Origin of the sequence: Bacillus sp. FCW2 (assembly GCF_021228595.1) — a bacterium.
Taxonomy (GTDB): Bacteria; Bacillota; Bacilli; order Bacillales; family Bacillaceae; genus Bacillus; species Bacillus velezensis.
In genome coordinates, this window is record NZ_CP089436.1 from 3945352 (window position 1) to 3966207 (window position 20856).

26 protein-coding genes are annotated in these 20856 nt (G+C 44.3%); 25 read left to right on the top strand and 1 reads right to left on the bottom strand.

Annotated features, from left to right (window positions below):
* Positions 1-174: 174 nt before the first annotated feature.
* The 13 genes from K3G25_RS19640 to rsmI all read left to right on the top strand — a co-directional run bounded on the left by K3G25_RS19640 (position 175) and on the right by rsmI (position 9416).
* Positions 175-369 carry a sigma factor G inhibitor Gin gene (locus tag K3G25_RS19640; RefSeq protein WP_007409914.1) on the top strand — a complete coding sequence of 65 codons (195 nt, stop codon included), beginning with the start codon at positions 175-177 and terminating at the stop codon, positions 367-369.
* Between the two features lie 148 nt (positions 370-517).
* Positions 518-1132 (top strand): 5-bromo-4-chloroindolyl phosphate hydrolysis family protein, encoded by a 615-nt coding sequence (locus tag K3G25_RS19645; protein ID WP_014416714.1) that lies wholly within the window; start codon positions 518-520, stop codon positions 1130-1132.
* A 15-nt stretch (positions 1133-1147) separates the two neighbouring features.
* Positions 1148-2266, top strand: a complete 1119-nt coding sequence (locus tag K3G25_RS19650; RefSeq protein ID WP_029974643.1) for a toxic anion resistance protein — start codon at positions 1148-1150, stop codon at positions 2264-2266.
* Positions 2267-2343: 77 nt separating this feature from the next.
* Positions 2344-3777 (top strand): aminotransferase class I/II-fold pyridoxal phosphate-dependent enzyme, encoded by a 1434-nt coding sequence (locus K3G25_RS19655; RefSeq protein WP_232489477.1) that lies wholly within the window; start codon positions 2344-2346, stop codon positions 3775-3777.
* On the top strand, positions 3774-4412 hold the full coding sequence (tmk, locus tag K3G25_RS19660; RefSeq protein WP_129091975.1) for a dTMP kinase: 639 nt from the start codon (positions 3774-3776) through the stop codon (positions 4410-4412). Before K3G25_RS19655 ends, tmk begins: the two co-directional genes overlap by 4 nt.
* A 70-nt stretch (positions 4413-4482) precedes the next feature.
* On the top strand, positions 4483-4812 hold the full coding sequence (gene darA / locus K3G25_RS19665) for a cyclic di-AMP receptor DarA (protein WP_004264734.1): 330 nt from the start codon (positions 4483-4485) through the stop codon (positions 4810-4812).
* A 12-nt stretch (positions 4813-4824) separates the two neighbouring features.
* Positions 4825-5265 carry a YaaR family protein gene (locus K3G25_RS19670; protein WP_004264730.1) on the top strand — a complete coding sequence of 147 codons (441 nt, stop codon included), beginning with the start codon at positions 4825-4827 and terminating at the stop codon, positions 5263-5265.
* Positions 5266-5276: 11 nt separating this feature from the next.
* The gene (gene holB / locus K3G25_RS19675; protein WP_007409919.1) at positions 5277-6266 is read left to right on the top strand and encodes a DNA polymerase III subunit delta'; all 990 of its coding nucleotides are present in this window, start codon (positions 5277-5279) and stop codon (positions 6264-6266) included.
* A gap of 2 nt (positions 6267-6268) precedes the next feature.
* Positions 6269-7096 (top strand): competence/sporulation regulator complex protein RicT, encoded by an 828-nt coding sequence (gene ricT, locus K3G25_RS19680; RefSeq protein WP_004264723.1) that lies wholly within the window; start codon positions 6269-6271, stop codon positions 7094-7096.
* Between the two features lie 14 nt (positions 7097-7110).
* Complete coding sequence (yabA, locus tag K3G25_RS19685; RefSeq protein WP_004264720.1) at positions 7111-7470, top strand: replication initiation-control protein YabA; 360 nt, start codon at positions 7111-7113, stop codon at positions 7468-7470.
* 60 nt (positions 7471-7530) lie between these two features.
* Complete coding sequence (locus K3G25_RS19690) at positions 7531-8274, top strand: tRNA1(Val) (adenine(37)-N6)-methyltransferase (protein WP_004264717.1); 744 nt, start codon at positions 7531-7533, stop codon at positions 8272-8274.
* Entirely contained in the window at positions 8261-8560 is a 300-nt protein-coding gene (locus K3G25_RS19695; protein WP_099721929.1) for a GIY-YIG nuclease family protein, read from the top strand. The genes K3G25_RS19690 and K3G25_RS19695 overlap by 14 nt, the downstream gene beginning before the upstream one ends.
* Positions 8535-9416 (top strand): 16S rRNA (cytidine(1402)-2'-O)-methyltransferase, encoded by an 882-nt coding sequence (gene rsmI / locus K3G25_RS19700; protein ID WP_014416718.1) that lies wholly within the window; start codon positions 8535-8537, stop codon positions 9414-9416. Before K3G25_RS19695 ends, rsmI begins: the two co-directional genes overlap by 26 nt.
* Positions 9417-9464: 48 nt before the next feature.
* Here the strand turns inward: rsmI and abrB are convergent, their stop codons facing one another.
* Entirely contained in the window at positions 9465-9755 is a 291-nt protein-coding gene (gene abrB / locus K3G25_RS19705) for a transition state genes transcriptional regulator AbrB (RefSeq protein ID WP_169510469.1), read from the bottom strand.
* 482 nt (positions 9756-10237) lie between these two features.
* On the opposite strand from abrB, the gene metG reads away from it, so the two are divergent.
* The 12 genes from metG (at position 10238) to spoVG (ending at position 20766) form a co-directional block, all read left to right on the top strand.
* Complete coding sequence (gene metG, locus K3G25_RS19710; protein WP_104679163.1) at positions 10238-12229, top strand: methionine--tRNA ligase; 1992 nt, start codon at positions 10238-10240, stop codon at positions 12227-12229.
* A 76-nt stretch (positions 12230-12305) separates the two neighbouring features.
* Positions 12306-13073 carry a TatD family hydrolase gene (locus K3G25_RS19715; protein WP_021494159.1) on the top strand — a complete coding sequence of 256 codons (768 nt, stop codon included), beginning with the start codon at positions 12306-12308 and terminating at the stop codon, positions 13071-13073.
* A 134-nt stretch (positions 13074-13207) separates the two neighbouring features.
* Positions 13208-14533, top strand: coding sequence for a resuscitation-promoting factor (locus tag K3G25_RS19720; protein WP_014720609.1), 1326 nt, complete (start codon positions 13208-13210; stop codon positions 14531-14533).
* 135 nt (positions 14534-14668) lie between these two features.
* Complete coding sequence (gene rnmV, locus K3G25_RS19725) at positions 14669-15232, top strand: ribonuclease M5 (RefSeq protein WP_014416722.1); 564 nt, start codon at positions 14669-14671, stop codon at positions 15230-15232.
* Positions 15222-16103, top strand: coding sequence for a 16S rRNA (adenine(1518)-N(6)/adenine(1519)-N(6))-dimethyltransferase RsmA (rsmA, locus tag K3G25_RS19730; protein ID WP_004264694.1), 882 nt, complete (start codon positions 15222-15224; stop codon positions 16101-16103). Before rnmV ends, rsmA begins: the two co-directional genes overlap by 11 nt.
* A gap of 172 nt (positions 16104-16275) precedes the next feature.
* Complete coding sequence (gene yabG / locus K3G25_RS19735) at positions 16276-17151, top strand: sporulation peptidase YabG (RefSeq protein WP_004264691.1); 876 nt, start codon at positions 16276-16278, stop codon at positions 17149-17151.
* A gap of 211 nt (positions 17152-17362) precedes the next feature.
* Entirely contained in the window at positions 17363-17623 is a 261-nt protein-coding gene (gene veg, locus K3G25_RS19740; protein WP_003218330.1) for a biofilm formation stimulator Veg, read from the top strand.
* Between the two features lie 162 nt (positions 17624-17785).
* Complete coding sequence (locus K3G25_RS19745; protein ID WP_011996172.1) at positions 17786-17974, top strand: small, acid-soluble spore protein, alpha/beta type; 189 nt, start codon at positions 17786-17788, stop codon at positions 17972-17974.
* Positions 17975-18117: 143 nt separating this feature from the next.
* Positions 18118-18987 (top strand): 4-(cytidine 5'-diphospho)-2-C-methyl-D-erythritol kinase, encoded by an 870-nt coding sequence (gene ispE, locus K3G25_RS19750; RefSeq protein WP_007409927.1) that lies wholly within the window; start codon positions 18118-18120, stop codon positions 18985-18987.
* A gap of 55 nt (positions 18988-19042) precedes the next feature.
* Entirely contained in the window at positions 19043-19900 is an 858-nt protein-coding gene (purR, locus tag K3G25_RS19755) for a pur operon repressor (protein ID WP_004264666.1), read from the top strand.
* Entirely contained in the window at positions 19897-20277 is a 381-nt protein-coding gene (gene ridA / locus K3G25_RS19760) for a 2-iminobutanoate/2-iminopropanoate deaminase (protein WP_004264663.1), read from the top strand. Before purR ends, ridA begins: the two co-directional genes overlap by 4 nt.
* Positions 20278-20472: 195 nt before the next feature.
* Entirely contained in the window at positions 20473-20766 is a 294-nt protein-coding gene (gene spoVG / locus K3G25_RS19765; RefSeq protein WP_004264660.1) for a septation regulator SpoVG, read from the top strand.
* The last annotated feature ends 90 nt before the right edge of the window (positions 20767-20856 follow it).

Consider the following 20856-nt stretch of genomic DNA (forward strand, 5'->3'; position numbering starts at 1 on the left):
TATTATTACGGTAAAGGCAGCTCATGATGAGCTGCCTTTTTTGTTTTTGAATAAAAACAAAACAAACACCGAAATACGGAAACGCCCATATACTAATTGTAAACTTCAAAAAGATCCAAATTGTGTATACAATCAACAGCTTAAGGGAAGGCTATTCATACGGAGGTGGGCAAAATGAATGAAACGTCCAGCCATGAAGAAACATGTATTGTGTGTGAAACCAAAAAAAGCAGGGGAATCCATATTTATACGAAATTTATATGTTTAGAGTGTGAGAAGAAAGTAGTTTCCACTCCGACCTCTGATCCGAATTATGAATTTTTCGTTCGTAAACTGAAAAGCCTTCATACACCGACGTTATATTCTTAACCCTGAAAAGGGTCTTTTTTTTGCCTGAAATCAGAGGAGTTTTTACACTTTTTATAAAAGAACTGATACGATAAGAAGAGAAACTTGTTTAGACATGGAATGTAATAGATAATACTGATAAAAGTGAATAAATAGGAGTCGATCAAGTATGAAACCGTTTATTCAATATATGAAATGGACGCTTTGCGGCAGCACAGTTTTTGTATTAGCGGGGATAACCTTCTTTACGATAGGGCATCAGCCTTTTCTGTATTCGCTTTTATACGGGGCAGCCAGCGGAGCCGCAGTCAGTGCGGCCGGTCTGTGGAATGCGAAGCGTCTCTTTTTAAAAAAACACCGGCTGACAAGAAAAGAATATGCTTATATCAAGGAAAATCTTGAGGAAGCAAAGGGCAAAATCATTCGATTACGCAGGGCGCTTTTTCGCTCTAAAAGTATACAAATGCTGAAGCAGAATGCAGAGATACTGCGGATAACCCGACGAATATATCTGCTCACAAAGCAGGAGCCGAAGCGTTTTTATCAGGCAGAGCGTTTCTATTATCAAACGCTTGATTCTGTTGTGGAACTGACGGAAAAGTATGCTCTGCTCTCCTCACAGCCGCGAAAAAATAAAGATTTATCAATGTCCTTGAGTGAGACGAGGATGACTCTAGCAGAGCTTTCCAGAAGGCTGGAAGAGGATCTTCATGAACTGATGAAGGAGGACATCGACGACCTGCACTTTGAATTAGATATGGCAAAGCATTCACTGAGAAAATAAGAAAGGAAGAAGGAAATGGCCAAAGACCGTTCCGACGACAGCATGGACGCCCAAAATGACCAGACCCCTCTAAAGCTTGCAGATACGCTGCCGGAAGAAACAAGAGAAGCGGCACTTCAGCTCGCTGAAAAACTGGATCCTGGGAATATGCAAAGCATTGTTCTGTTTGGTTCACAGGCGCAGGCGAATCTTCTGGAATTTTCCCACACGATGATAGAGCACGTGCAAAGAAAAGATGCAGGAGAGATGGGACAGATACTGGCTGATTTGATGCTGAAGCTTGACCAGGTAAACCCCGATGATCTGCAGATGAAGAACAAAGGGTTTTTCGCCCGGCTGTTTAAAAGGGTATCCGGTTCTGTGCAGGAAGTGCTTTCGAAATATCAAAAGACAAGTGTGCAGATTGACCGTATCAGCAGAAGGCTGGAACATTCTAAAAATGTGCTGTTGAGTGACAATAAATTGTTAGATCAGCTGTACGCCCAAAATAAACAATACTTTTCTGATTTAACTATGTATATAGCAGCGGGGGAATTAAAATTAGATGAGCTGAAAACAAAGCTGATACCCGAAGCGGCAAGAAAAGCCGAATTACAAGAACACAATCAAATGGCCGCGCAGGAAGTGAATGATCTTCGCCAGTTTGCCGACCGTCTGGATAAGAGGGTGCATGATCTGCTGCTGAGCAGGCAGATTACGCTCCAGAGTGCGCCGCAAATCCGCCTGATTCAAAACACGAATCAGGCACTGGCAGAGAAAATTCAGTCCTCCATTGTTACGGCTATTCCTTTATGGAAGAATCAAGTCGCCATCGCGCTGACGCTTATGAGGCAGCGGAGTGCGGCAGATGTGCAGCAGAAGGCGGCGGATACGACAAATCAATTGCTGCTGAAAAACGCCGAACTTCTGAAAACAAGTACAGTCGAGACCGCCAAAGCTAATGAGCGCGGGCTTGTTGAGGCAGAGACCCTCAAAAAAGTGCAGGAAAGCTTAGTCAGCACACTTGAAGAAATCATGTCTATTCAAGAAGAAGGCAGGATGAAACGCAGGCGTGCCGAGGAGGAGCTTGTTATCATGGAAGGCGATTTAAAAAAGAAGCTGCGTGATATGGGGGCCGGCCGGGATAACGGCTAGATGGCAAAAAGTCTTAGCTTTAAGTTGGCTCGCAGTCACGATATAATAAGAAAGACAGGCAAAGGATTTGTTTAAAAATGGACACACCTTTATATACAGCGCTGATGAAGCATGCGCACCGAAATACGTATTCTTTTCATGTTCCGGGACATCACAATGGAGATGTCTTTTTTGATGAAGCCAAATCTGTATATCAATCTCTTTTATCTATTGATATGACTGAGATCACGGGTCTTGATGATTTGCATCACCCGACGGGGGTCATTAAGGAAGCGCAGGATTTGGTGAGCAGATTTTACGGCTCTCAGGAAAGCTTCTTTCTCGTCAATGGAACGACCGCCGGCAATCTGGCGATGATTTTAGCTGTTTGTGAACCGGGTGAACCCATTCTGATCCAGCGTAATTGTCACAAGTCTGTTTTCCATGCGGCGGCATTGGCCGGAGCCAAGCCGGTTTATTTGTCGCCGGAAATCGATGAAAACATGCATGTGCCGGCACATGTATCCCTTTCAGTCATCGAAAAAGCGCTGGCGTCATATCCGAACGCGAAAGGACTTGTGCTGACCAACCCGACTTACTATGGACACGCCGCCGATTTGACTGCGGCAGTTAACAAAGCCCATTCATACGGCGTTCCTGTACTGGTGGATGAGGCTCATGGGGCTCACTTTGTGTTAGGCCAGCCTTTCCCGCCTTCATCATTGGCTATGGGGGCGGATGCTGTTGTTCAATCGGCTCATAAAACGCTTCCGGCTATGACGATGGGGTCTTACTTTCATTTGAACAGCACCAGAATTGACAGAGACCGATTAACTTATTATATAAGCAGTTTGCAAAGCAGCAGCCCGTCATACCCGATTATGGCATCTTTAGATACGGCGCGCGCTTATGTACAGGATATTGCTGAAAAAGGAACACTTCCCATTCATATGGAGCACATTGAGAAAATCAAAGGAAGGTTCGCATCAATTTCTTCTATTGAAATAATCGAGCCTTCCGGATATGGGCTGCGGGCGGATCCGTTAAAATTAATTCTTCGCTCAAAGCTCGGACATTCCGGCTATTCATTACAACGTATTTTGGAGAGTGAAGACATTGTTGCCGAGCTGGCTGACGAATACCAAGTATTGCTCGTCCTGCCGATAGGCGGCCGGCGGATGATAGAACAGGAAACCGTAAGAAACATACAGCAGAAACTGGAGAATACACCGCCCGATAAATTGCCGGATGCCGTGAATTGGACATTTCCGTCCATTTCGACACTTGAATATCCGCAAAATGAGATGCGGAAGTTTACAAAAGAGCCTGCAGATATAAATAAGGCGGCCGGGCGCTTGCATGCGGGGAACATTATTCCTTATCCGCCGGGAATTCCGCTGATCATGGACGGAGAACGGATAACAGAAGAGATCGTACAAAAGCTTTCCCGTTTAATCGGCATGGACGCGCATATTCAAGGCTTATTAAACGGGGAACAATTACTTGTCTATATAGAAGAGGAGAAATCATGAGCGGTTTATTTATAACATTTGAAGGTCCTGAAGGTGCAGGGAAAACGACTGTGCTTCAGGAAATGAAAGAGATTCTGTCGGCAGAGGGGTTCCCGGTGACAGCGACAAGAGAACCGGGCGGCATCGACATTGCGGAACAGATCAGAGAAGTGATCTTAAATAAAAACAATACACTGATGGATGCAAAAACGGAGGCGCTGCTTTACGCTGCGGCGAGAAGACAGCATTTAGCCGAAAAGGTGCAGCCTGCATTGAAAGAAGGGCGCATTGTGCTGTGCGATCGTTTCATCGACAGTTCGCTGGCTTATCAAGGCTATGCGAGAGGGCTCGGGATTGATGAAGTTCTTTCTATCAACCAGTTTGCAATCGGCGATACGATGCCTGATGTCACCATCTATTTTTCTATTGAGCCGGAAGAAGGGTTGAAACGGATTACGTCGAATGATTCAAGAGAAAAGAATCGTCTCGATCTTGAGGCCCTGCACTTTCACACGAAAGTACGGGAAGGATACCAAAAGGTAATGCAGCGTTTTCCGGAAAGATTCCATACAATCGACGCATCGAAAAAGAAGGAACTCGTCATTCAGGACGCACTTCAAGTGATAAATGAAGCATTGAAAAAAATTCAGTTGTGACCTGTTCCTCATAAGTTGCTATAATGAATGTAACGACAATGTTCTTTCCAACCTAAAGGGGGCCTAGAGAATGAAACTAATAGTGGCAGTGGTGCAGGATCAGGACAGCAACAGGCTTTTGAAAGTATTAACCGACCACAACTTCAGGGTGACGAAACTTGCGACAACAGGCGGATTCCTTAAATCAGGCAATACGACGTTTATGATCGGGGTGGAAGATATCCGTGTCGATAAAGCGCTCAGCCTCATTAAAGAGAATGGCTGTAAACGTGATCAGATGATTGCCCCGGTATCCCCGATGGGCGGGAATGCGGATTCCTACGTTCCATATCCCGTCGAAGTGGAAGTCGGCGGAGCGACGGTCTTTGTCCTCCCGGTCGATGAATTTCATCAATTTTAAGGATTTGACGACGTGAAAATAAATTCTGACTTACGTACATTTATTGAGAAAAAGCAGCAGCCTGCTTATAAAGCGGCAGAGCTGTCCGGAACGTTTAAAAGTTCAATGGACAGCCAAAGCAGCAAGCTGAAATTTGATCAGCTGAGCAGGTTCTTAACGGATATAGAAACGTTCGGGAAAAGGCTGACGAAGTCGAGAAACTTTAAAGACTTAGCGAAATTCAAAGGATTGGTAAAACGCTTTGTAAAAGAGGCCGTAGACAGCGGATTATCGCATGAGACGGAGAAAAGCTTTGACCTGTACGGCAGCAGCCGGACTCTGGGGCTTGTGAAAGAAATAGATGAAAAACTGCTTCAGCTGACGGAAGAAATGTTAGATCAGGAAAAACCGGCAATTGATTTGCTGGATCGAATCGGAGAAATAAAAGGTTTATTGATTAACCTTTACACATAGAGAGTGATACAATGGCAATATCATGGAAGGAAATGACCGGGCAGCAGCCCAGAGTGATGCGGCTTTTGCATAACAGCATTGAAAAGAAAAGGCTTTCTCACGCTTATCTGTTTGAAGGCAAAAAAGGTACGGGCAAATTGGATGCCGCACTGCTTCTCGCAAAAAGCTTTTTTTGCCTTGAAGACGGGACTGAGCCTTGCGGGGAATGCCGGAACTGTAAGCGTATCGAATCCGGAAACCATCCCGACCTGCATGTGGTTCAGCCCGACGGATTATCCATTAAAAAGGCTCAGATCCAATCGCTTCAGGAAGAGTTTTCCAAAACAGGACTGGAATCGCATAAAAAGCTGTACATTATATCCCATGCGGATCAAATGACGACAAATGCAGCAAACAGTCTGCTGAAATTTTTAGAGGAGCCGAGTCAAGACACCATCGCAATTCTTATTACTGAGCAGCTCCACCGAATACTGGATACCATTGTTTCGAGATGTCAGGTTCTTCCGTTTCAGCCGCTTCAGCCGAAAGCCATAGAAGAAAGGCTGATTGAACAGGAAGTGAGCCCTCACATGGCCCGGCTCTTAGCAAATATGACAAATAATATTGCGGAAGCAGTCGAATTAAGTCGAAATGATGAGTTTGCAGAGTCCAGAGCGAAAGTGATAAAATTGTATGAAGTCTTACATCAGCGGAAAGGACATGCCTTTTTCTTCATTCAGGATCAGTGGGTGCCCTTTTTCAAAGAAAAAACCCATCAAGAAATGGGTCTTGATATGCTCTTATTGATATACCGTGATGTATTATCCATCCAAATTGGAAATGAAGATAAACTGATTTATCAAGACTTATTCCAATCAATAAAACAGCATGCGCTGCAATTTACACAACAAAGCGTTACGAACCAAATTCTCGCTGTTTTAGAAGCAAAAAAACGGCTTCATTCCAATGTGAATGTGCAGGGATTAATGGAGCACTTGGTGTTAACGTTGCAGGAGGGATAAGCTTGTACAACGTAATAGGCGTCCGCTTTAAAAAAGCGGGAAAAATTTATTATTTTGATCCGAACGGATTTGATATAGAACAAGACAGCTGCGTCATTGTTGAAACCGTAAGAGGTGTCGAATACGGGCAGGTTGTCATCGCAAATAAACAAGTGGACGAGCATGATGTTGTGCTTCCGCTTCGAAAGGTCATACGCGTTGCTGATGAACGCGATCTTCTCATTGTAGAAGAAAACAAACAGGAGGCCCTGTCCGCTTTTGAAGTCTGTCAGAAAAAAGTGGCTGACCACGGCTTAGATATGAAGCTGGTTGATGTTGAGTTTACATTTGACCGCAATAAAGTCATTTTTTACTTTACAGCAGACGGACGGGTTGATTTCAGGGAATTGGTCAAAGACTTGGCTTCTATCTTTAAAACGAGAATCGAATTGCGCCAAATCGGGGTGAGGGACGAGGCGAAAATGCTCGGCGGTATCGGACCATGCGGGAGAATGCTTTGCTGCTCCACGTTCCTCGGTGATTTTGAACCAGTGTCCATCAAAATGGCGAAGGATCAAAATTTATCGTTGAACCCAACGAAGATTTCCGGTCTGTGCGGCCGTTTGATGTGCTGTTTGAAGTACGAAAATGATGAGTATGAGACGGCGAAAGAACAGCTGCCGGATTTAGGCGAAATGATTACGACGGCAAACGGCCCCGCAAAGGTTGTCGGTCTTAATATTCTGGAACGGGTGCTTCAGGTGGAACTGAAGAATCGTGAAAAAGTGATAGAATATACTTGGGAAGAGCTCTTGGAAGAGGGCGTCGTATCCGCACAAACCACAGATTAACGAGGTGTGGAACCTTGGATAAAAAAGAGTTATTTGATACTGTCATAAACCTGGAGGAACAAATCGGTTCGCTGTACCGTCAGCTGGGTGACTTAAAGCAGCATATCGGCGAAATGATTGAAGAGAATCACCATCTTCAGCTTGAAAATAAGCATTTGCGTAAGCGGCTTGATGACACGACAGAGCAAATTGAGAAATTCAAAGCCGATCAGAAAGAAACAAAAACACAGAAGGCAGAGCAGAGTGATATAGGAGAAGGGTACGACAATCTGGCCCGGCTGTATCAAGAAGGCTTTCATATTTGCAACGTCCATTATGGGAGCGTCCGCAAGGGAGATTGCCTTTTTTGTCTGTCCTTCTTAAATAAAAAATAAGGAAAAGGCTTCCGCTGATGTCGGAAGCCTTTTTCAAAGAGTGCCGAAAGGAATAAGATTATGGTTTCATTACGTGATGATGAAAGATTGGATTACTTATTAGCAGAGGATATGAAAATAGTACAGAGTCCGACGGTTTTCGCTTTTTCATTAGATGCCGTGCTGCTGTCTAAGTTTGCATACGTTCCGATTCAAAAGGGGAACATCGTTGATTTATGCACGGGGAACGGCATTGTGCCGCTTTTGCTCAGCACAAGGTCAAAAGCCGATATCACCGGCGTTGAAATTCAGGAACGCTTGTATGATATGGCGCTCCGAAGCGTGGAATACAACGGGCTGGGCGGTCAGATCAGTCTCATTCATGATGATCTGAAAAATATGCCGGAAAGACTCGGACATAATAAATATGATGTTGTCACCTGCAATCCGCCTTATTTTAAAACACCGAAAGAGGCGGAGCAGAACCTGAACGAGCATCTCAGAATCGCAAGGCACGAAATTCTTTGCACGCTTGAAGATGTGATTTCCGTCAGCAGCAAACTGCTGAAGCAAGGCGGAAAAGCGGCTCTCGTTCATCGGCCGGGGAGGCTTTTGGAAATCTTTGAATTAATGAAAGCGTACCGAATAGAACCGAAACGGGTTCAGTTTATTTATCCGAAACAAGGTAAAGAAGCGAATACCATTTTGGTTGAAGGAATTAAAGGCGGCCGCCCTGATCTCAAAATTCTTCCCCCGCTGTTCGTATACAATGAACAAAATGAATATACGAAAGAGATCCGCACGATTTTATATGGAGACAAATAGTCATTTCTTTTATGTGCTGCTGTGCAATGACAACAGTCTGTATGCCGGTTATACAAATGATCTGCAAAAACGGCTGAAAACCCACAATGAGGGAAAGGGCGCGAAGTACACAAGGGCGCGGAGGCCGGTTTTGTTATGCCATGCGGAATCATTTGAAACAAAACGGGAAGCGATGCAGGCGGAATACCGTTTTAAACAGCTGACCCGAAAGAAAAAAGAGCAATATATAGAAGAAAAACAACGCAGCAAGGAGGCTGTATATGTTAAGACGCCAGATGAGTTTTAACGGAAAATCTGAAATGGGAACTCTGTACCTTGTTCCTACACCGATCGGCAATTTGGAGGACATGACCTTTCGTGCAGTAGAGACGCTGAAATCGGCCGATGTCATAGCTGCCGAAGATACGAGACAGACGAAAAAGCTGTGCCATGTTTATGACATAGACACATCTCTCATCAGCTATCATGAACATAATAAAGAAAGCAGCGGCCATAAAATCATTGAATGGCTGAAAAGCGGAAAGAATGTGGCATTGGTCAGTGATGCCGGCATGCCGACAATTTCCGACCCGGGGGCTGAGATTGTGAGAGATTTCACCCAAATCGGCGGATATGTCGTTCCGCTTCCGGGTGCAAATGCGGCATTAACCGCGCTGACCGCATCAGGCATCACCCCGCAGCCGTTTTTCTTCTACGGATTTTTAAACAGACAGAAAAAAGAAAAGAAGAAAGAACTCGAACTCCTGAAAAAACGGCAGGAAACGATGATATTTTACGAAGCGCCGCACAGATTAAAAGAAACATTAACAGCAATGCATGACGTTTTGGGTAATCGAACCATCGCTGTCACGAGAGAATTAACGAAAAAGTACGAGGAATTCATCAGAGGAACCATCGCCGAGGTGATTGAATGGGCAAATGAAGATCAAATCCGCGGTGAGTTCTGTCTCGTTGTCGAAGGAAATCAAACCGCTGAACCGGATGAAGAGGAAAAGCCTTGGTGGACGGAGCTTTCTGAGAAAGAACATGTGGAGCATTACATAAATGAAGGATCTTCTTCCAAACAGGCCATAAAACAAACAGCGGTAGATCGGGACGTGCCGAAACGCGAGATTTATGACGCTTATCACATTCAATCATAAAAAAACCGTTCTTGTGTCGTAACAAGAACGGTTTTTGTATGAAATAGCTTATTTTTGGTTTTGAAGCTGGTTTTGAATTTCAGAGATGATTTGCTCAGCGCCTTCTTTGCTGAGTACCAATTTGCCGCCGGCAAGTTTAAGGTTATCATCAGAAACTTCACCAGTTACTTGGCAAGTCATGTTTGGTTTATATTTTTTAAGGATGATTTTTTCATCATCAACATAAATTTCAAGAGCGTCTTTTTCTGCGATGCCCAGTGTACGGCGAAGTTCGATAGGGATAACTACGCGTCCAAGTTCATCAACTTTACGTACGATACCAGTAGATTTCATTAACAGTCTCCTCCCGAGAGATAATTATTTGTAGTTTATATTTTTCTTCGTCATTATTCGACAAAATTCCTTACATTCCTAGCATAACAAGGTTTCCAATAATCGTCAATCTTTTTGTTTGCTATTGTTTGTAAGAATTAGTTCTTATAGTAAGTAAAGCCTTGGAAATCCTGAAATAACAGGCTTTTTGACTGCTTTTTCGAACCTATTATCCTACTGAAAATCCTTTTAAATCAAGACTTTCGAACCAAGATGTTTTATATTAGTAGATTATATACGACAAATTTCGACATGTTAAGACTTTTTTTAATTTCAATAAAAATTTTTAATTTTATTTACTCTTTTACGCGCAGTACGTATATATCCTTGATCTTAAAGGCTAAGATGGTATCATAGATAGAGGACAAATATCAATATTGTATATCAAATAAAACCGCTCTCGTCCTTTGGGCGTGAGCTTTTCGACATTCTGAATGGGAGGTTGCAACATGCCGCAAGACAATAATACTTTTTATATTACAACCCCGATATATTATCCGAGCGGAAAATTACATATCGGCCATGCTTATACTACCGTGGCCGGCGATGCGATGGCGCGTTACAAAAGATTAAAAGGATTTGACGTACGCTACTTAACCGGAACGGATGAGCACGGACAGAAAATCCAGCAGAAAGCGGAGGAAGAGAATATCACGCCTCAAGCTTATGTGGATCGCGCAGTTGCTGAAATCCAAAAACTATGGAAGCAGCTCGACATTTCTCACGATGATTTCATCCGGACGACGGAAAGCCGGCACAAAGAAATTATCGAGAAAGTGTTTCAAAAACTTCTTGATAATGGTGACATTTACCTGGATGAGTATGAGGGCTGGTACAGCATCCCTGATGAAACATTCTATACGGAAACACAGCTGGTGGATGTGGAACGAAATGAGAAGGGTGAGGTTGTCGGCGGAAAAAGCCCTGACAGCGGACACCCGGTCGAATTAATCAAAGAGGAGTCATACTTCTTCCGCATGAGCAAATACGCAGACCGCCTGCTGAAGTTTTATGAGGAAAATCCTTCTTTCATCCAGCCTGAATCACGCAAAAATGAAATGATTAACAACTTCATTAAACCGGGGCTTGAAGATTTGGCCGTTTCCAGAACGACGTTCGACTGGGGCGTAAAAGTACCGGGAAATCCGAAGCATGTCGTGTATGTATGGATTGACGCACTGTTCAACTATATTACAGCGCTCGGTTACGATACGGAAAATGATGAGCTTTACAAAAAGTACTGGCCGGCGGACGTCCATCTTGTCGGTAAAGAAATTGTCCGTTTTCATACCATTTACTGGCCGATTATGCTGATGGCGCTTGATCTCCCGCTGCCTAAGCAAGTATTCGCGCATGGCTGGTTATTGATGAAAGACGGAAAAATGTCGAAATCAAAAGGAAATGTCGTTGATCCGGTAACGTTAATTGAACGCTACGGCTTGGATGAACTTCGCTATTACCTGCTTCGCGAAGTACCGTTCGGTTCAGACGGTGTCTTTACGCCGGAAGGTTTCGTAGAACGGATTAATTATGACTTGGCGAACGACTTAGGAAACCTTCTGAATCGTACAGTCGCAATGATCCAAAAATATTTTGACGGCGAGATTGGTTCATATGAAGGAAATGTGACAGATTTTGATTCAGAGCTTTCTTCTGTAGCCGGTGAAACGGTTAAAGCTTATGAAAAGGCAATGGAAAACATGGAGTTTTCAGTCGCTTTATCAACGCTATGGCAATTAATCAGCCGTACGAACAAATATATTGATGAAACTGCTCCGTGGGTGCTTGCTAAAGATCAGGAAAAAGAAAAAGAATTACGTTCTGTCATGTATCATTTAGCTGAATCATTACGTATCTCAGCCGTATTGCTCCAGCCTTTCTTGACACAAACGCCTGAAAAAATGTTTGCCCAGCTAGGAGTTGAGGATCAGTCTCTTAAAGCATGGGACAGCATTCAGACATTCGGCCAATTGAAGAACACGAAAGTGAAAAAAGGGGAGCCGCTTTTCCCTCGTCTTGAAGCTGAAGAAGAAGTAGCTTACATCAAGCAAAAAATGCAAGGAACTGCTCCTGCTAAAGAAGAAAAGGCGGAAGAGCCGCAAGAAGCAGAGCATCTTCCTGAAATTACGTTTGATCAATTTATGGATACAGAACTTCGCGTCGCAGAAGTCTTGTCCGCAGAGCCGGTGAAAAAAGCAGATCGGCTGCTGAAATTGCAAATTGATCTGGGCTTTGAACAGCGCCAAGTTGTATCAGGTATCGCGAAGCATTACACACCGGATCAGCTTGTGGGAATGAAGATCATTTGTGTAACGAATTTAAAACCGGTAAAACTGAGAGGCGAGCTTTCTCAAGGAATGATACTGGCAGGAGAATCGGACGGCGTTCTCAAAGTTGTAGCTGTCGACCAGTCATTACCGAAAGGCACTCGAATTAAATAAATAGATGCAAAAGGTGTTTCACGTGTAACATTCCGTCGAACACCTTTTGTTTTTCAACAAGAAAGGAGTTTTTATGATGCTTTTTGATACACATGCGCACTTAAATGCCGAACAATTTGACACAGACTTAGAGGAAGTCATTGCGCGTGCAAAGGCTGAAAAAGTTGAACGAATCGTCGTTGTCGGATTCGATAAACCCACTATCACGCGTGCGATGGAGCTGATTGAGGAATATGACTTTATATACGCTGCGATCGGCTGGCATCCGGTAGATGCAATTGACATGACAGAGGAAGATTTATCATGGATTAAGGAACTGTCCTCTCACGAAAAAGTCGTGGCAATCGGAGAGATGGGCCTTGATTACCACTGGGATAAATCACCAAAAGACGTTCAGAAAGAAGTATTTCGGAAACAAATCGCTCTCGCCAAAGAAGTGAACCTTCCAATTATCATTCATAATCGTGATGCAACGGAAGATGTTGTCACGATTTTGAAAGAAGAGGGGGCGGAAGAAGTCGGCGGCATTATGCACTGCTTTACGGGGAGCGCGGAGGTTGCGCGGCAGTGTATGGATATGAATTTTTATATTTCATTCGGCGGACCGGTTACCTTCAAAAATGCGAAGAAACCAAAAGAAGTAGCAAAGGAAATTCCGAATGACCGTTTGCTGATTGAAACGGACTGTCCTTTCCTGACACCGCATCCTTTCCGCGGTAAACGAAATGAGCCAAGCTATGTAAAATATGTTGCTGAACAGCTCGCTGCATTAAAAGGGCTGACATATGAAGAAATTGCCTCAATTACAACCGAAAACGCAAAAAGACTTTTCCGCATGAACTGACAGAATGCGCTGTCGTAACGTGTAAAGGCTTGTCCGATTCAGTGGATATGTAAAACCGTTCTACAAGCTTCCTTCTCCTCATAAGATAGGTTGTCGATATGTCTCTCTTCCTTTTTTTGCTTTGTTTTTGCATAATGAGGGATACGCTGAAGGTTTTTCATCTTCGAGATGGGAGGGTTGACAGCATTTTAGATACTCTATATAATCTCTCCGAGGAGAAGGAGGCGTTTTTCATCACACAAAAAATGAAAAAACTGTTTTCCGTAAAGCTTGGTAAAAGCAAGGTTATTCTTATTGCAGCTATTATTCTGCTGGGCGGAACCGGGACTGCATACGGGGCACATGAGCTCTCAAAACAATCAGTTTCTGTTTCCATCAACGGCAAGAAAAAGCAAATACGCACTCATGCAAAAACGGTTGGGGAACTTCTGGAAGATTTACATATAGAGACGAGAAATGAAGACCGGATTACCCCGTCTAAGCAGACAGCATTGGCAGACAACATGAATGTCGTGTATGAAGCTGCAAAGCAGATCCGTGTGACAAGAGGCGGAGAAGAAAAGACTTTATGGTCAACGGCAAAAACAGTCGGCGCATTTCTGAACGAACAGCATACACCTGTGAATCAGCACGATAAAATAGATCCAGCAGCAGATACGAAAGTGACAAACGGCATGAAAGTCACGGTCGACCCGGCTTTTCAGGTCACTGTAAATGATGCGGGAAAGAAAAAGAAAATATGGACGACTTCGACTACGGTCGCTGACTTTTTAACGCAGCATAAGATGGACATGAAAGACGAAGATAAAGTAAAACCGGCATTACACGAAAAGCTCACAAAAAATCAGGCCGGCATACAAATCACTCGTATCGAAAAAGTCACCGATGTAGTTGAGGAAAAATTAGCGTATCAAGTGAAAGAAAAAGAAGATGCGTCTCTCGACAGCGGGAAAGAAAAGATCGTTCAAAAAGGAAAAGAAGGCAAACTTAAAAAGCATTTTCATGTTGTCAAAGAAAATGGAAAAGAAGTTTCAAGAAAGCTTGTTAAAGAAGAAACATCTGAAAAAAGCAAAGATCAGATCATTGCGGTCGGCACAAAGCGGCACAGTCCCAAGATTGAGCAGCTCAGTGCACCTGTGAAGGCATCTTCGGGCGAAACCGGATCTTCCGGTAAAGTGATTACCGTGTCTTCCACGGCTTATACCGCAAGCTGCAGCGGCTGTTCCGGCCATACGGCTACAGGCGTTAACCTGACAAGCAATCCGAATGCCAAAGTCATTGCGGTAGACCCAAGCGTCATCCCGCTCGGCACAAGAGTCCACGTAGACGGATACGGGGATGCCGTGGCCGCTGATACGGGCTCAGCCATTAAAGGAAGACGGATTGATGTCTTTTTCCCTGAAAAATCTTCGGCTTACCGCTGGGGAAAGAAACAGGTCAAAATAAAAATTTTAAATTAATTCCGATTCACTCAGAGGGTTTTGCGCCCTCTGTTTTTTTCGTTATAATAGGTAAAGTGTATTTTCAGTATATTAGACGTGACATGCAAGCAAAGGTTTCGTTTTGGATATAAAAAGTTTTTTTTGGAGGAAGTAATGAAAATTAAAGAAATTATTGTAGTCGAGGGACGCGATGACACTGCGCGCATAAAACTTGCCGTTGATGCGGATACGATTGAGACAAACGGTTCCGCAATCGGAGACGAAGTCATCAGGCAGATTCGGCTGGCGCAGGAAACGAGAGGGGTCATCGTGCTGACGGACCCGGATTTTCCGGGGGAAAAGATCCGGAAAACCATTTCTGAAGCAGTACCCGGCTGTAAACACGCATTTCTGCCCAAACATCTTGCCAAACCGAAAAACAAGCGCGGCATTGGCGTTGAGCACGCATCCATTGAAAGCATCAGAGCATGTCTGGAAAATGTGCATGAAGAGATGGATGCAAAGCCGAGTGAGATTTCAGCTGAAGATGTCATACAGGCCGGTCTGATCGGCGGACCGGCTGCCAAAAGACGCCGCGAACGATTGGGCGACCTGCTGAAGATCGGCTATACAAACGGCAAGCAGCTTCAAAAAAGGCTGCAAATGTTTCAAATCAAAAGAAGTGATTTTATTGATGCGCTCGATGCTATGAGGCAGGAGGAACAGGATGAACAATAAAGATATCGCGACACCTATCAGAACGAAGGAAATTCTGAAAAAGTACGGTTTCTCTTTTAAAAAGAGTCTGGGACAGAATTTCTTAATTGATACAAATATATTGGACAGAATTGTGGACCATGCGGAAATTACGGATCGGACCGGAGTCATTGAAATCGGGCCCGGAATCGGCGCGCTGACAGAGCAGCTTGCCAAACGGGCGAAAAAGGTCGTCGCGTTTGAAATTGATCAGCGCCTGCTGCCCATTCTCAATGATACGCTGTCTCCGTATGACAATGTAACGATCATTCATCAAGATGTGCTGAAAGCAGACGTCAAATCCGTCATTGAAGAGCAGTTTCAGGATTGTGATGAAATTATGGTGACGGCGAATCTCCCATATTATGTGACGACGCCGATCATCATGAAGCTATTGGAAGAACATCTTCCGTTAAAAGGAATTGTCGTGATGCTGCAAAAAGAGGTCGCTGAGCGGATGGCCGCTGATCCTTCCTCTAAGGAGTACGGATCGCTTTCCATTGCGGTTCAGTTCTATACGGAGGCCAAAACCGTCATGACCGTCCCGAAAACGGTGTTTGTGCCTCAGCCTAATGTCGATTCAGCCGTCATCCGTCTCTTGCTTCGTGACGGCCCGGCGGTTGACGTCGATAATGAACCGTTTTTCTTCCAGCTGATTAAAGCAAGCTTCGCACAGCGCCGGAAAACCTTGCTGAACAACCTTGTGAACAATCTTCCGGGCGGAAAAGAGAAAAAAGCTCAAATTGAAGAAGTTCTTCAAGAAACGAATATTGACGGAAAGCGGCGCGGTGAATCCCTGTCCATAGAAGAATTCGCGCTCCTGTCCAACGGATTGCATAAAGCCCTTTTCTAAGAGGGCTTTTTGTTTTGCGTCACCACTTGGACTGCCGCTACATAGGCTAGAGGAGAACCTTATTCATTCAACTGCAAGAAAAGCTTGAAACATCAAGCGCCGCAGCGGAAAGAGGTGTATTTGCCAAGACTTCTTTCATGATGAGGCTTAGTCTATTTGTGGAGTGGGTAACGTGCAATTTCAAATAGGAGATATGGTAGCCAGGAAATCCTATCAAATGGATGTTTTATTTCGCATTATCGGTATAGAGCAAACAAGCAATGGGAATTCAATTGCCATCCTGCATGGTGACGAAGTCAGATTGATTGCGGATGCTGATTTTTCTGATTTGGAGCCTGTCAGAAAAGACGAACAGGCCATGAGAAAGAAAAGAGATGAAAGCAGGATGAATGAATCTCTCGAGCTGCTCCGCCAGGATTATAAGCTGCTTCGGGAAAAACAGGAATATTATGCGACAAATCAATATCAGCATCAGGAGCACTACTTTCATATGCCCGGAAAGGTATTGCATCTGGACGGCGATGAGGCCTATTTGAAAAAGTGCCTGAACTTTTATGAAAAAATCGGTGTGCCGGTATACGGAATTCATTGCCATGAGAAAAAAATGCCGGCATCAATTGACGAGCTGCTTGATAAATACAGGCCGGATATTTTAGTCATCACCGGCCATGATGCATATTCCAAGCATAAGGGAGGCGTGAACGATTTAAGCGCCTACAGGCATTCCAAACACTTTGTCGAAACCGTTCAAAGAGCGAGGCGTAAAGTACCTCATTTGGATCAGCTGGTCATATTCGCGGGGGCGTGCCAATCTCATTTCGAGTCTTTAATCAGGGCAGGCGCGAATTTTGCAAGTTCGCCGTCACGCGTCAATATCCATGCGCTTGACCCGGTATATATTGTCGCGAAAATCAGCTTCACCCCGTTTATGGAGCGGATCAATGTATGGGATGTCCTGAGAAATACGCTGACGAGAGAGAAAGGGCTGGGAGGAATTGAAACGAAGGGTGTGCTGCGTGTCGGTATGCCGTATAAATCAAATGGATGAGTGATAAAACCCGCATATATTTCGCTATGCGGGTTAATTATTTTACATATTGATACATAAATTTCCGGAACTTGTGAAAAATAACGCAGAAATCAATAGAATTTTGTCAAAATAATTTTGTTGACAATGACTTATTAACGTTGATATAATTTAAATTTTATTTGACAAAATTGGGCTCTTGTTGTACAATAAATGTAGTGAGGTGGATGCAATGGCGAAGACGTTGTCCGATATAAAAAGATCGCTTGATGGGAATTTAGGTAAACGGCTTACGTTAAAAGCAAACGGCGGCCGCCGAAAAACGATTGAGCGTTCGGGCATTTTAGCTGAGACGTACCCTTCTGTTTTTGTGATACAACTAGATCAAGACGAGAATTCGTTTGAAAGAGTTTCATACAGTTATGCTGATATTCTGACTGAGACTGTTGAATTGACATTCAATGACGATGCGGCAAGCTCAGTAGCATTTTAATGGGCAGTGAACCTTTTGTTTACTGCTTTTTGTTTTGCCTTCCAAAGCTCTTCTAATTATTCCCTCGAAAGTTTCAGCCGATTAAACGGAAGCTATAAGTGTCACATGTTTTATCGTGGCGTGCACGAATGGTGATCAATTCTATAAAAGGGGTTGTTTCGTTTGGGCAGACGTCGTGGAGTTATGTCAGATGAGTTCAAATATGAGCTGGCGAAGGACCTTGGTTTTTACGATACGGTGAAAAACGAGGGCTGGGGAGGCATTCGGGCGCGTGACGCCGGGAATATGGTAAAGCGCGCGATTGAGATTGCCGAACAGCAGATGGCGGCTCAGAACCAAAATAACCGATAATGCAGTGGCCCGGGGGACAATCCGTTCCCCGGTTTTTTCTATCGGCTGTCAAAACCGGCGTCAATTTCGGATAAGTACCTCCGGGTCTCCAAATGTGATACAATGTTCATACTTATGTTTAGATGGAGAAGTAGGTGAAAGCTATGCGTATTTTAGAAAAAGCGCCGGCCAAAATCAATCTGTCCCTCGATGTGACGAGTAAACGCCCGGATGGTTATCACGAAGTGGAGATGATCATGACGACAATTGATTTGGCAGATCGGATTGAACTGACAGAACTGCCCGAAAACGTTATCAGAGTGGCGTCGCATAATCGCTTTGTTCCGGATGATCAAAGGAATCTGGCTTATCAGGCAGCCAAACTGCTTAAAGAACGGTTTCAAGTCAAAAAAGGCGTTTCCATTATGATTACAAAAGTGATCCCTGTTGCGGCAGGCCTTGCCGGCGGAAGCAGCGATGCGGCAGCCACGCTCAGAGGGCTGAACAGGCTTTGGGATTTAAAGCTTTCTGTCGAAGAGCTCGCGGAGCTTGGAGCTGAAATCGGTTCAGACGTGTCCTTCTGTGTATACGGAGGCACTGCCCTGGCAACCGGACGCGGTGAGAAGATCAGGCACATCAGTGCTCCGCCTCATTGCTGGGTCGTGCTCGCCAAACCGACGATCGGGGTATCGACTGCCGAAGTGTACCGCCGGCTGAACTTACAGCAGGTTCGGCATCCTGATGTGCAGGCGATGATTGACGCGATTGAAGAAAAAAGCTTCCAAAAGGTATGCGGACAATTAGGAAACGTATTGGAGTCGGTTACGCTCAGCCTCCATCCCGAGGTGGCGATGATTAAAAATCAAATGAAACGCTTCGGCGCTGATGCGGTGTTAATGAGCGGAAGCGGACCGACTGTATTCGGTTTGGTTCAATACGAATCGAAGGTGCAGCGGATTTATAACGGGTTAAGAGGTTTCTGTGATCAAGTGTACGCGGTGCGGATGATCGGCGAACAGAATGCTCTTGATTAAATCCGTATGTTAAGTTATATTATTTTTAAATTATTCGGATTTTGGGGGTAAGTTCATGAAGTTTCGTCGCAGCGGCAGATTGGTGGACTTAACAAATTATTTGTTAACCCATCCGCATGAATTAATACCGTTAACGTTTTTCTCAGAACGGTATCAATCAGCAAAGTCATCAATCAGTGAAGATTTAACGATTATTAAACAGACCTTTGAACAGCAAGGCATTGGGACGCTGCTTACAGTGCCGGGAGCTGCCGGAGGCGTCAAATACATTCCGAAAGTGAAACAGGCTGAAGCAGAAGCGTTTATACAGGAGCTGGGACAGTCTTTAGTAAATCCTGAGCGTATCCTTCCGGGCGGTTATGTATATTTAACGGATATCTTAGGAAAGCCATCTGTCCTCTCTCATGTAGGCAGGCTTTTTGCTTCCGTTTTTGCGGAGCGGGAGATTGATGTGGTGATGACCGTTGCGACAAAAGGAATCCCTCTTGCTTACGCAGCGGCCAGTTATCTGAACGTTCCGGTTGTCATCGTGCGAAAGGACAACAAAGTGACGGAAGGCTCCACGGTGAGCATCAATTATGTATCAGGGTCATCTAACCGCATTCAAACGATGTCGCTTGCGAAAAGAAGTTTGGCTACGGGTTCGAACGTTTTGATTATTGACGACTTTATGAAAGCCGGCGGCACCATTAACGGCATGATCAGCCTGCTTGATGAGTTTAATGCAAACGTCGCGGGAATAGGCGTCTTGGTTGAAGCCGAGGGAGTGAATGAACGGCTTGTCGATGAATACATGTCACTGCTCACGCTTTCAACCATCAATATGAAAGACAAAACGATTGAGATTCAAAACGGCAATTTTCTGCGATTTTTTAAAGAACAGCATTTAAAGAATGGGGAGACAGAAAAATGACAAAAGCAATCCATACAAAACACGCGCCGGCAGCGATCGGGCCATATTCACAGGGAATCATCGTAAACAACATGTTTTACAGCTCAGGCCAGATTCCTCTTACTGCTGAAGGAGAAATGGTAAACGGTGATATCACAGAACAAACGCATCAGGTGTTCAGCAATTTAAAAGCTGTGCTGAAAGAAGCGGGCGCTTCGCTCGAGACGGTTGTAAAAGCAACGGTGTTTATTGCTGATATGGAGCAGTTTGCGGAAGTGAATGAAGTGTACGGACAATACTTTGATGTACATAAGCCGGCAAGGTCTTGTGTGGAAGTGGCGAGACTGCCGAAAGACGCTCTCGTGGAAATTGAAGTCATTGCGCTGGTGAAATCTTAAATCTCAGAAAAGTGGTTCCGGTCTCCGGGATCACTTTTTTTATGCAGTATATGATCCCCAAATATGGTTTATCACCTAATTGTGTATGTATATCCTATATTTTCAAAAAAACTTTTTGAAACGTGCAGGAATTTAAAAAGAATCGTGGAATTGTTAGACTAATGCTTTTATATAGGGAAAAGGTGGTGAACTACTGTGGAAGTTACTGACGTAAGATTACGCCGCGTGAATACCGATGGTCGCATGAGAGCGATTGCATCCATCACGCTGGATCACGAATTTGTCGTACATGATATTCGTGTGATTGATGGAAACAATGGTCTTTTCGTTGCGATGCCGAGTAAACGCACCCCTGATGGAGAATTCCGCGATATTGCTCATCCTATTAATTCCAGCACGCGGGGCAAGATCCAGGATGCTGTTTTAAATGAGTATCATCGTTTGGGTGACTCTGAAGCATTAGAATATGAAGAAGCCGGGGCTTCTTAAACATAACAAAATGTAAGGACTGCTGATAAAGGCTGACACAAGGCCTTTTCCGGCAGTCCTTTTTTAAATCTGATTTTTCAGTAATAAAGC

Bases quoted from the DNA above. Each gene is read 5' to 3' on its own strand.
- K3G25_RS19640 (WP_007409914.1), top strand. From the start codon at position 175: ATGAATGAAACGTCCAGCCATGAAGAAACATGTATTGTGTGTGAAACC.
- K3G25_RS19645 (WP_014416714.1), top strand. From the start codon at position 518: ATGAAACCGTTTATTCAATATATGAAATGGACGCTTTGCGGCAGCACA.
- K3G25_RS19650 (WP_029974643.1), top strand. From the start codon at position 1,148: ATGGCCAAAGACCGTTCCGACGACAGCATGGACGCCCAAAATGACCAG.
- K3G25_RS19655 (WP_232489477.1), top strand. From the start codon at position 2,344: ATGGACACACCTTTATATACAGCGCTGATGAAGCATGCGCACCGAAAT.
- tmk (WP_129091975.1), top strand. From the start codon at position 3,774: ATGAGCGGTTTATTTATAACATTTGAAGGTCCTGAAGGTGCAGGGAAA.
- darA (WP_004264734.1), top strand. From the start codon at position 4,483: ATGAAACTAATAGTGGCAGTGGTGCAGGATCAGGACAGCAACAGGCTT.
- holB (WP_007409919.1), top strand. From the start codon at position 5,277: ATGGCAATATCATGGAAGGAAATGACCGGGCAGCAGCCCAGAGTGATG.
- K3G25_RS19690 (WP_004264717.1), top strand. From the start codon at position 7,531: ATGGTTTCATTACGTGATGATGAAAGATTGGATTACTTATTAGCAGAG.
- K3G25_RS19695 (WP_099721929.1), top strand. From the start codon at position 8,261: ATGGAGACAAATAGTCATTTCTTTTATGTGCTGCTGTGCAATGACAAC.
- rsmI (WP_014416718.1), top strand. From the start codon at position 8,535: ATGTTAAGACGCCAGATGAGTTTTAACGGAAAATCTGAAATGGGAACT.
- metG (WP_104679163.1), top strand. From the start codon at position 10,238: ATGCCGCAAGACAATAATACTTTTTATATTACAACCCCGATATATTAT.
- K3G25_RS19715 (WP_021494159.1), top strand. From the start codon at position 12,306: ATGCTTTTTGATACACATGCGCACTTAAATGCCGAACAATTTGACACA.
- K3G25_RS19720 (WP_014720609.1), top strand. From the start codon at position 13,208: ATGAGGGATACGCTGAAGGTTTTTCATCTTCGAGATGGGAGGGTTGAC.
- rnmV (WP_014416722.1), top strand. From the start codon at position 14,669: ATGAAAATTAAAGAAATTATTGTAGTCGAGGGACGCGATGACACTGCG.
- rsmA (WP_004264694.1), top strand. From the start codon at position 15,222: ATGAACAATAAAGATATCGCGACACCTATCAGAACGAAGGAAATTCTG.
- veg (WP_003218330.1), top strand. From the start codon at position 17,363: ATGGCGAAGACGTTGTCCGATATAAAAAGATCGCTTGATGGGAATTTA.
- ispE (WP_007409927.1), top strand. From the start codon at position 18,118: ATGCGTATTTTAGAAAAAGCGCCGGCCAAAATCAATCTGTCCCTCGAT.
- purR (WP_004264666.1), top strand. From the start codon at position 19,043: ATGAAGTTTCGTCGCAGCGGCAGATTGGTGGACTTAACAAATTATTTG.
- ridA (WP_004264663.1), top strand. From the start codon at position 19,897: ATGACAAAAGCAATCCATACAAAACACGCGCCGGCAGCGATCGGGCCA.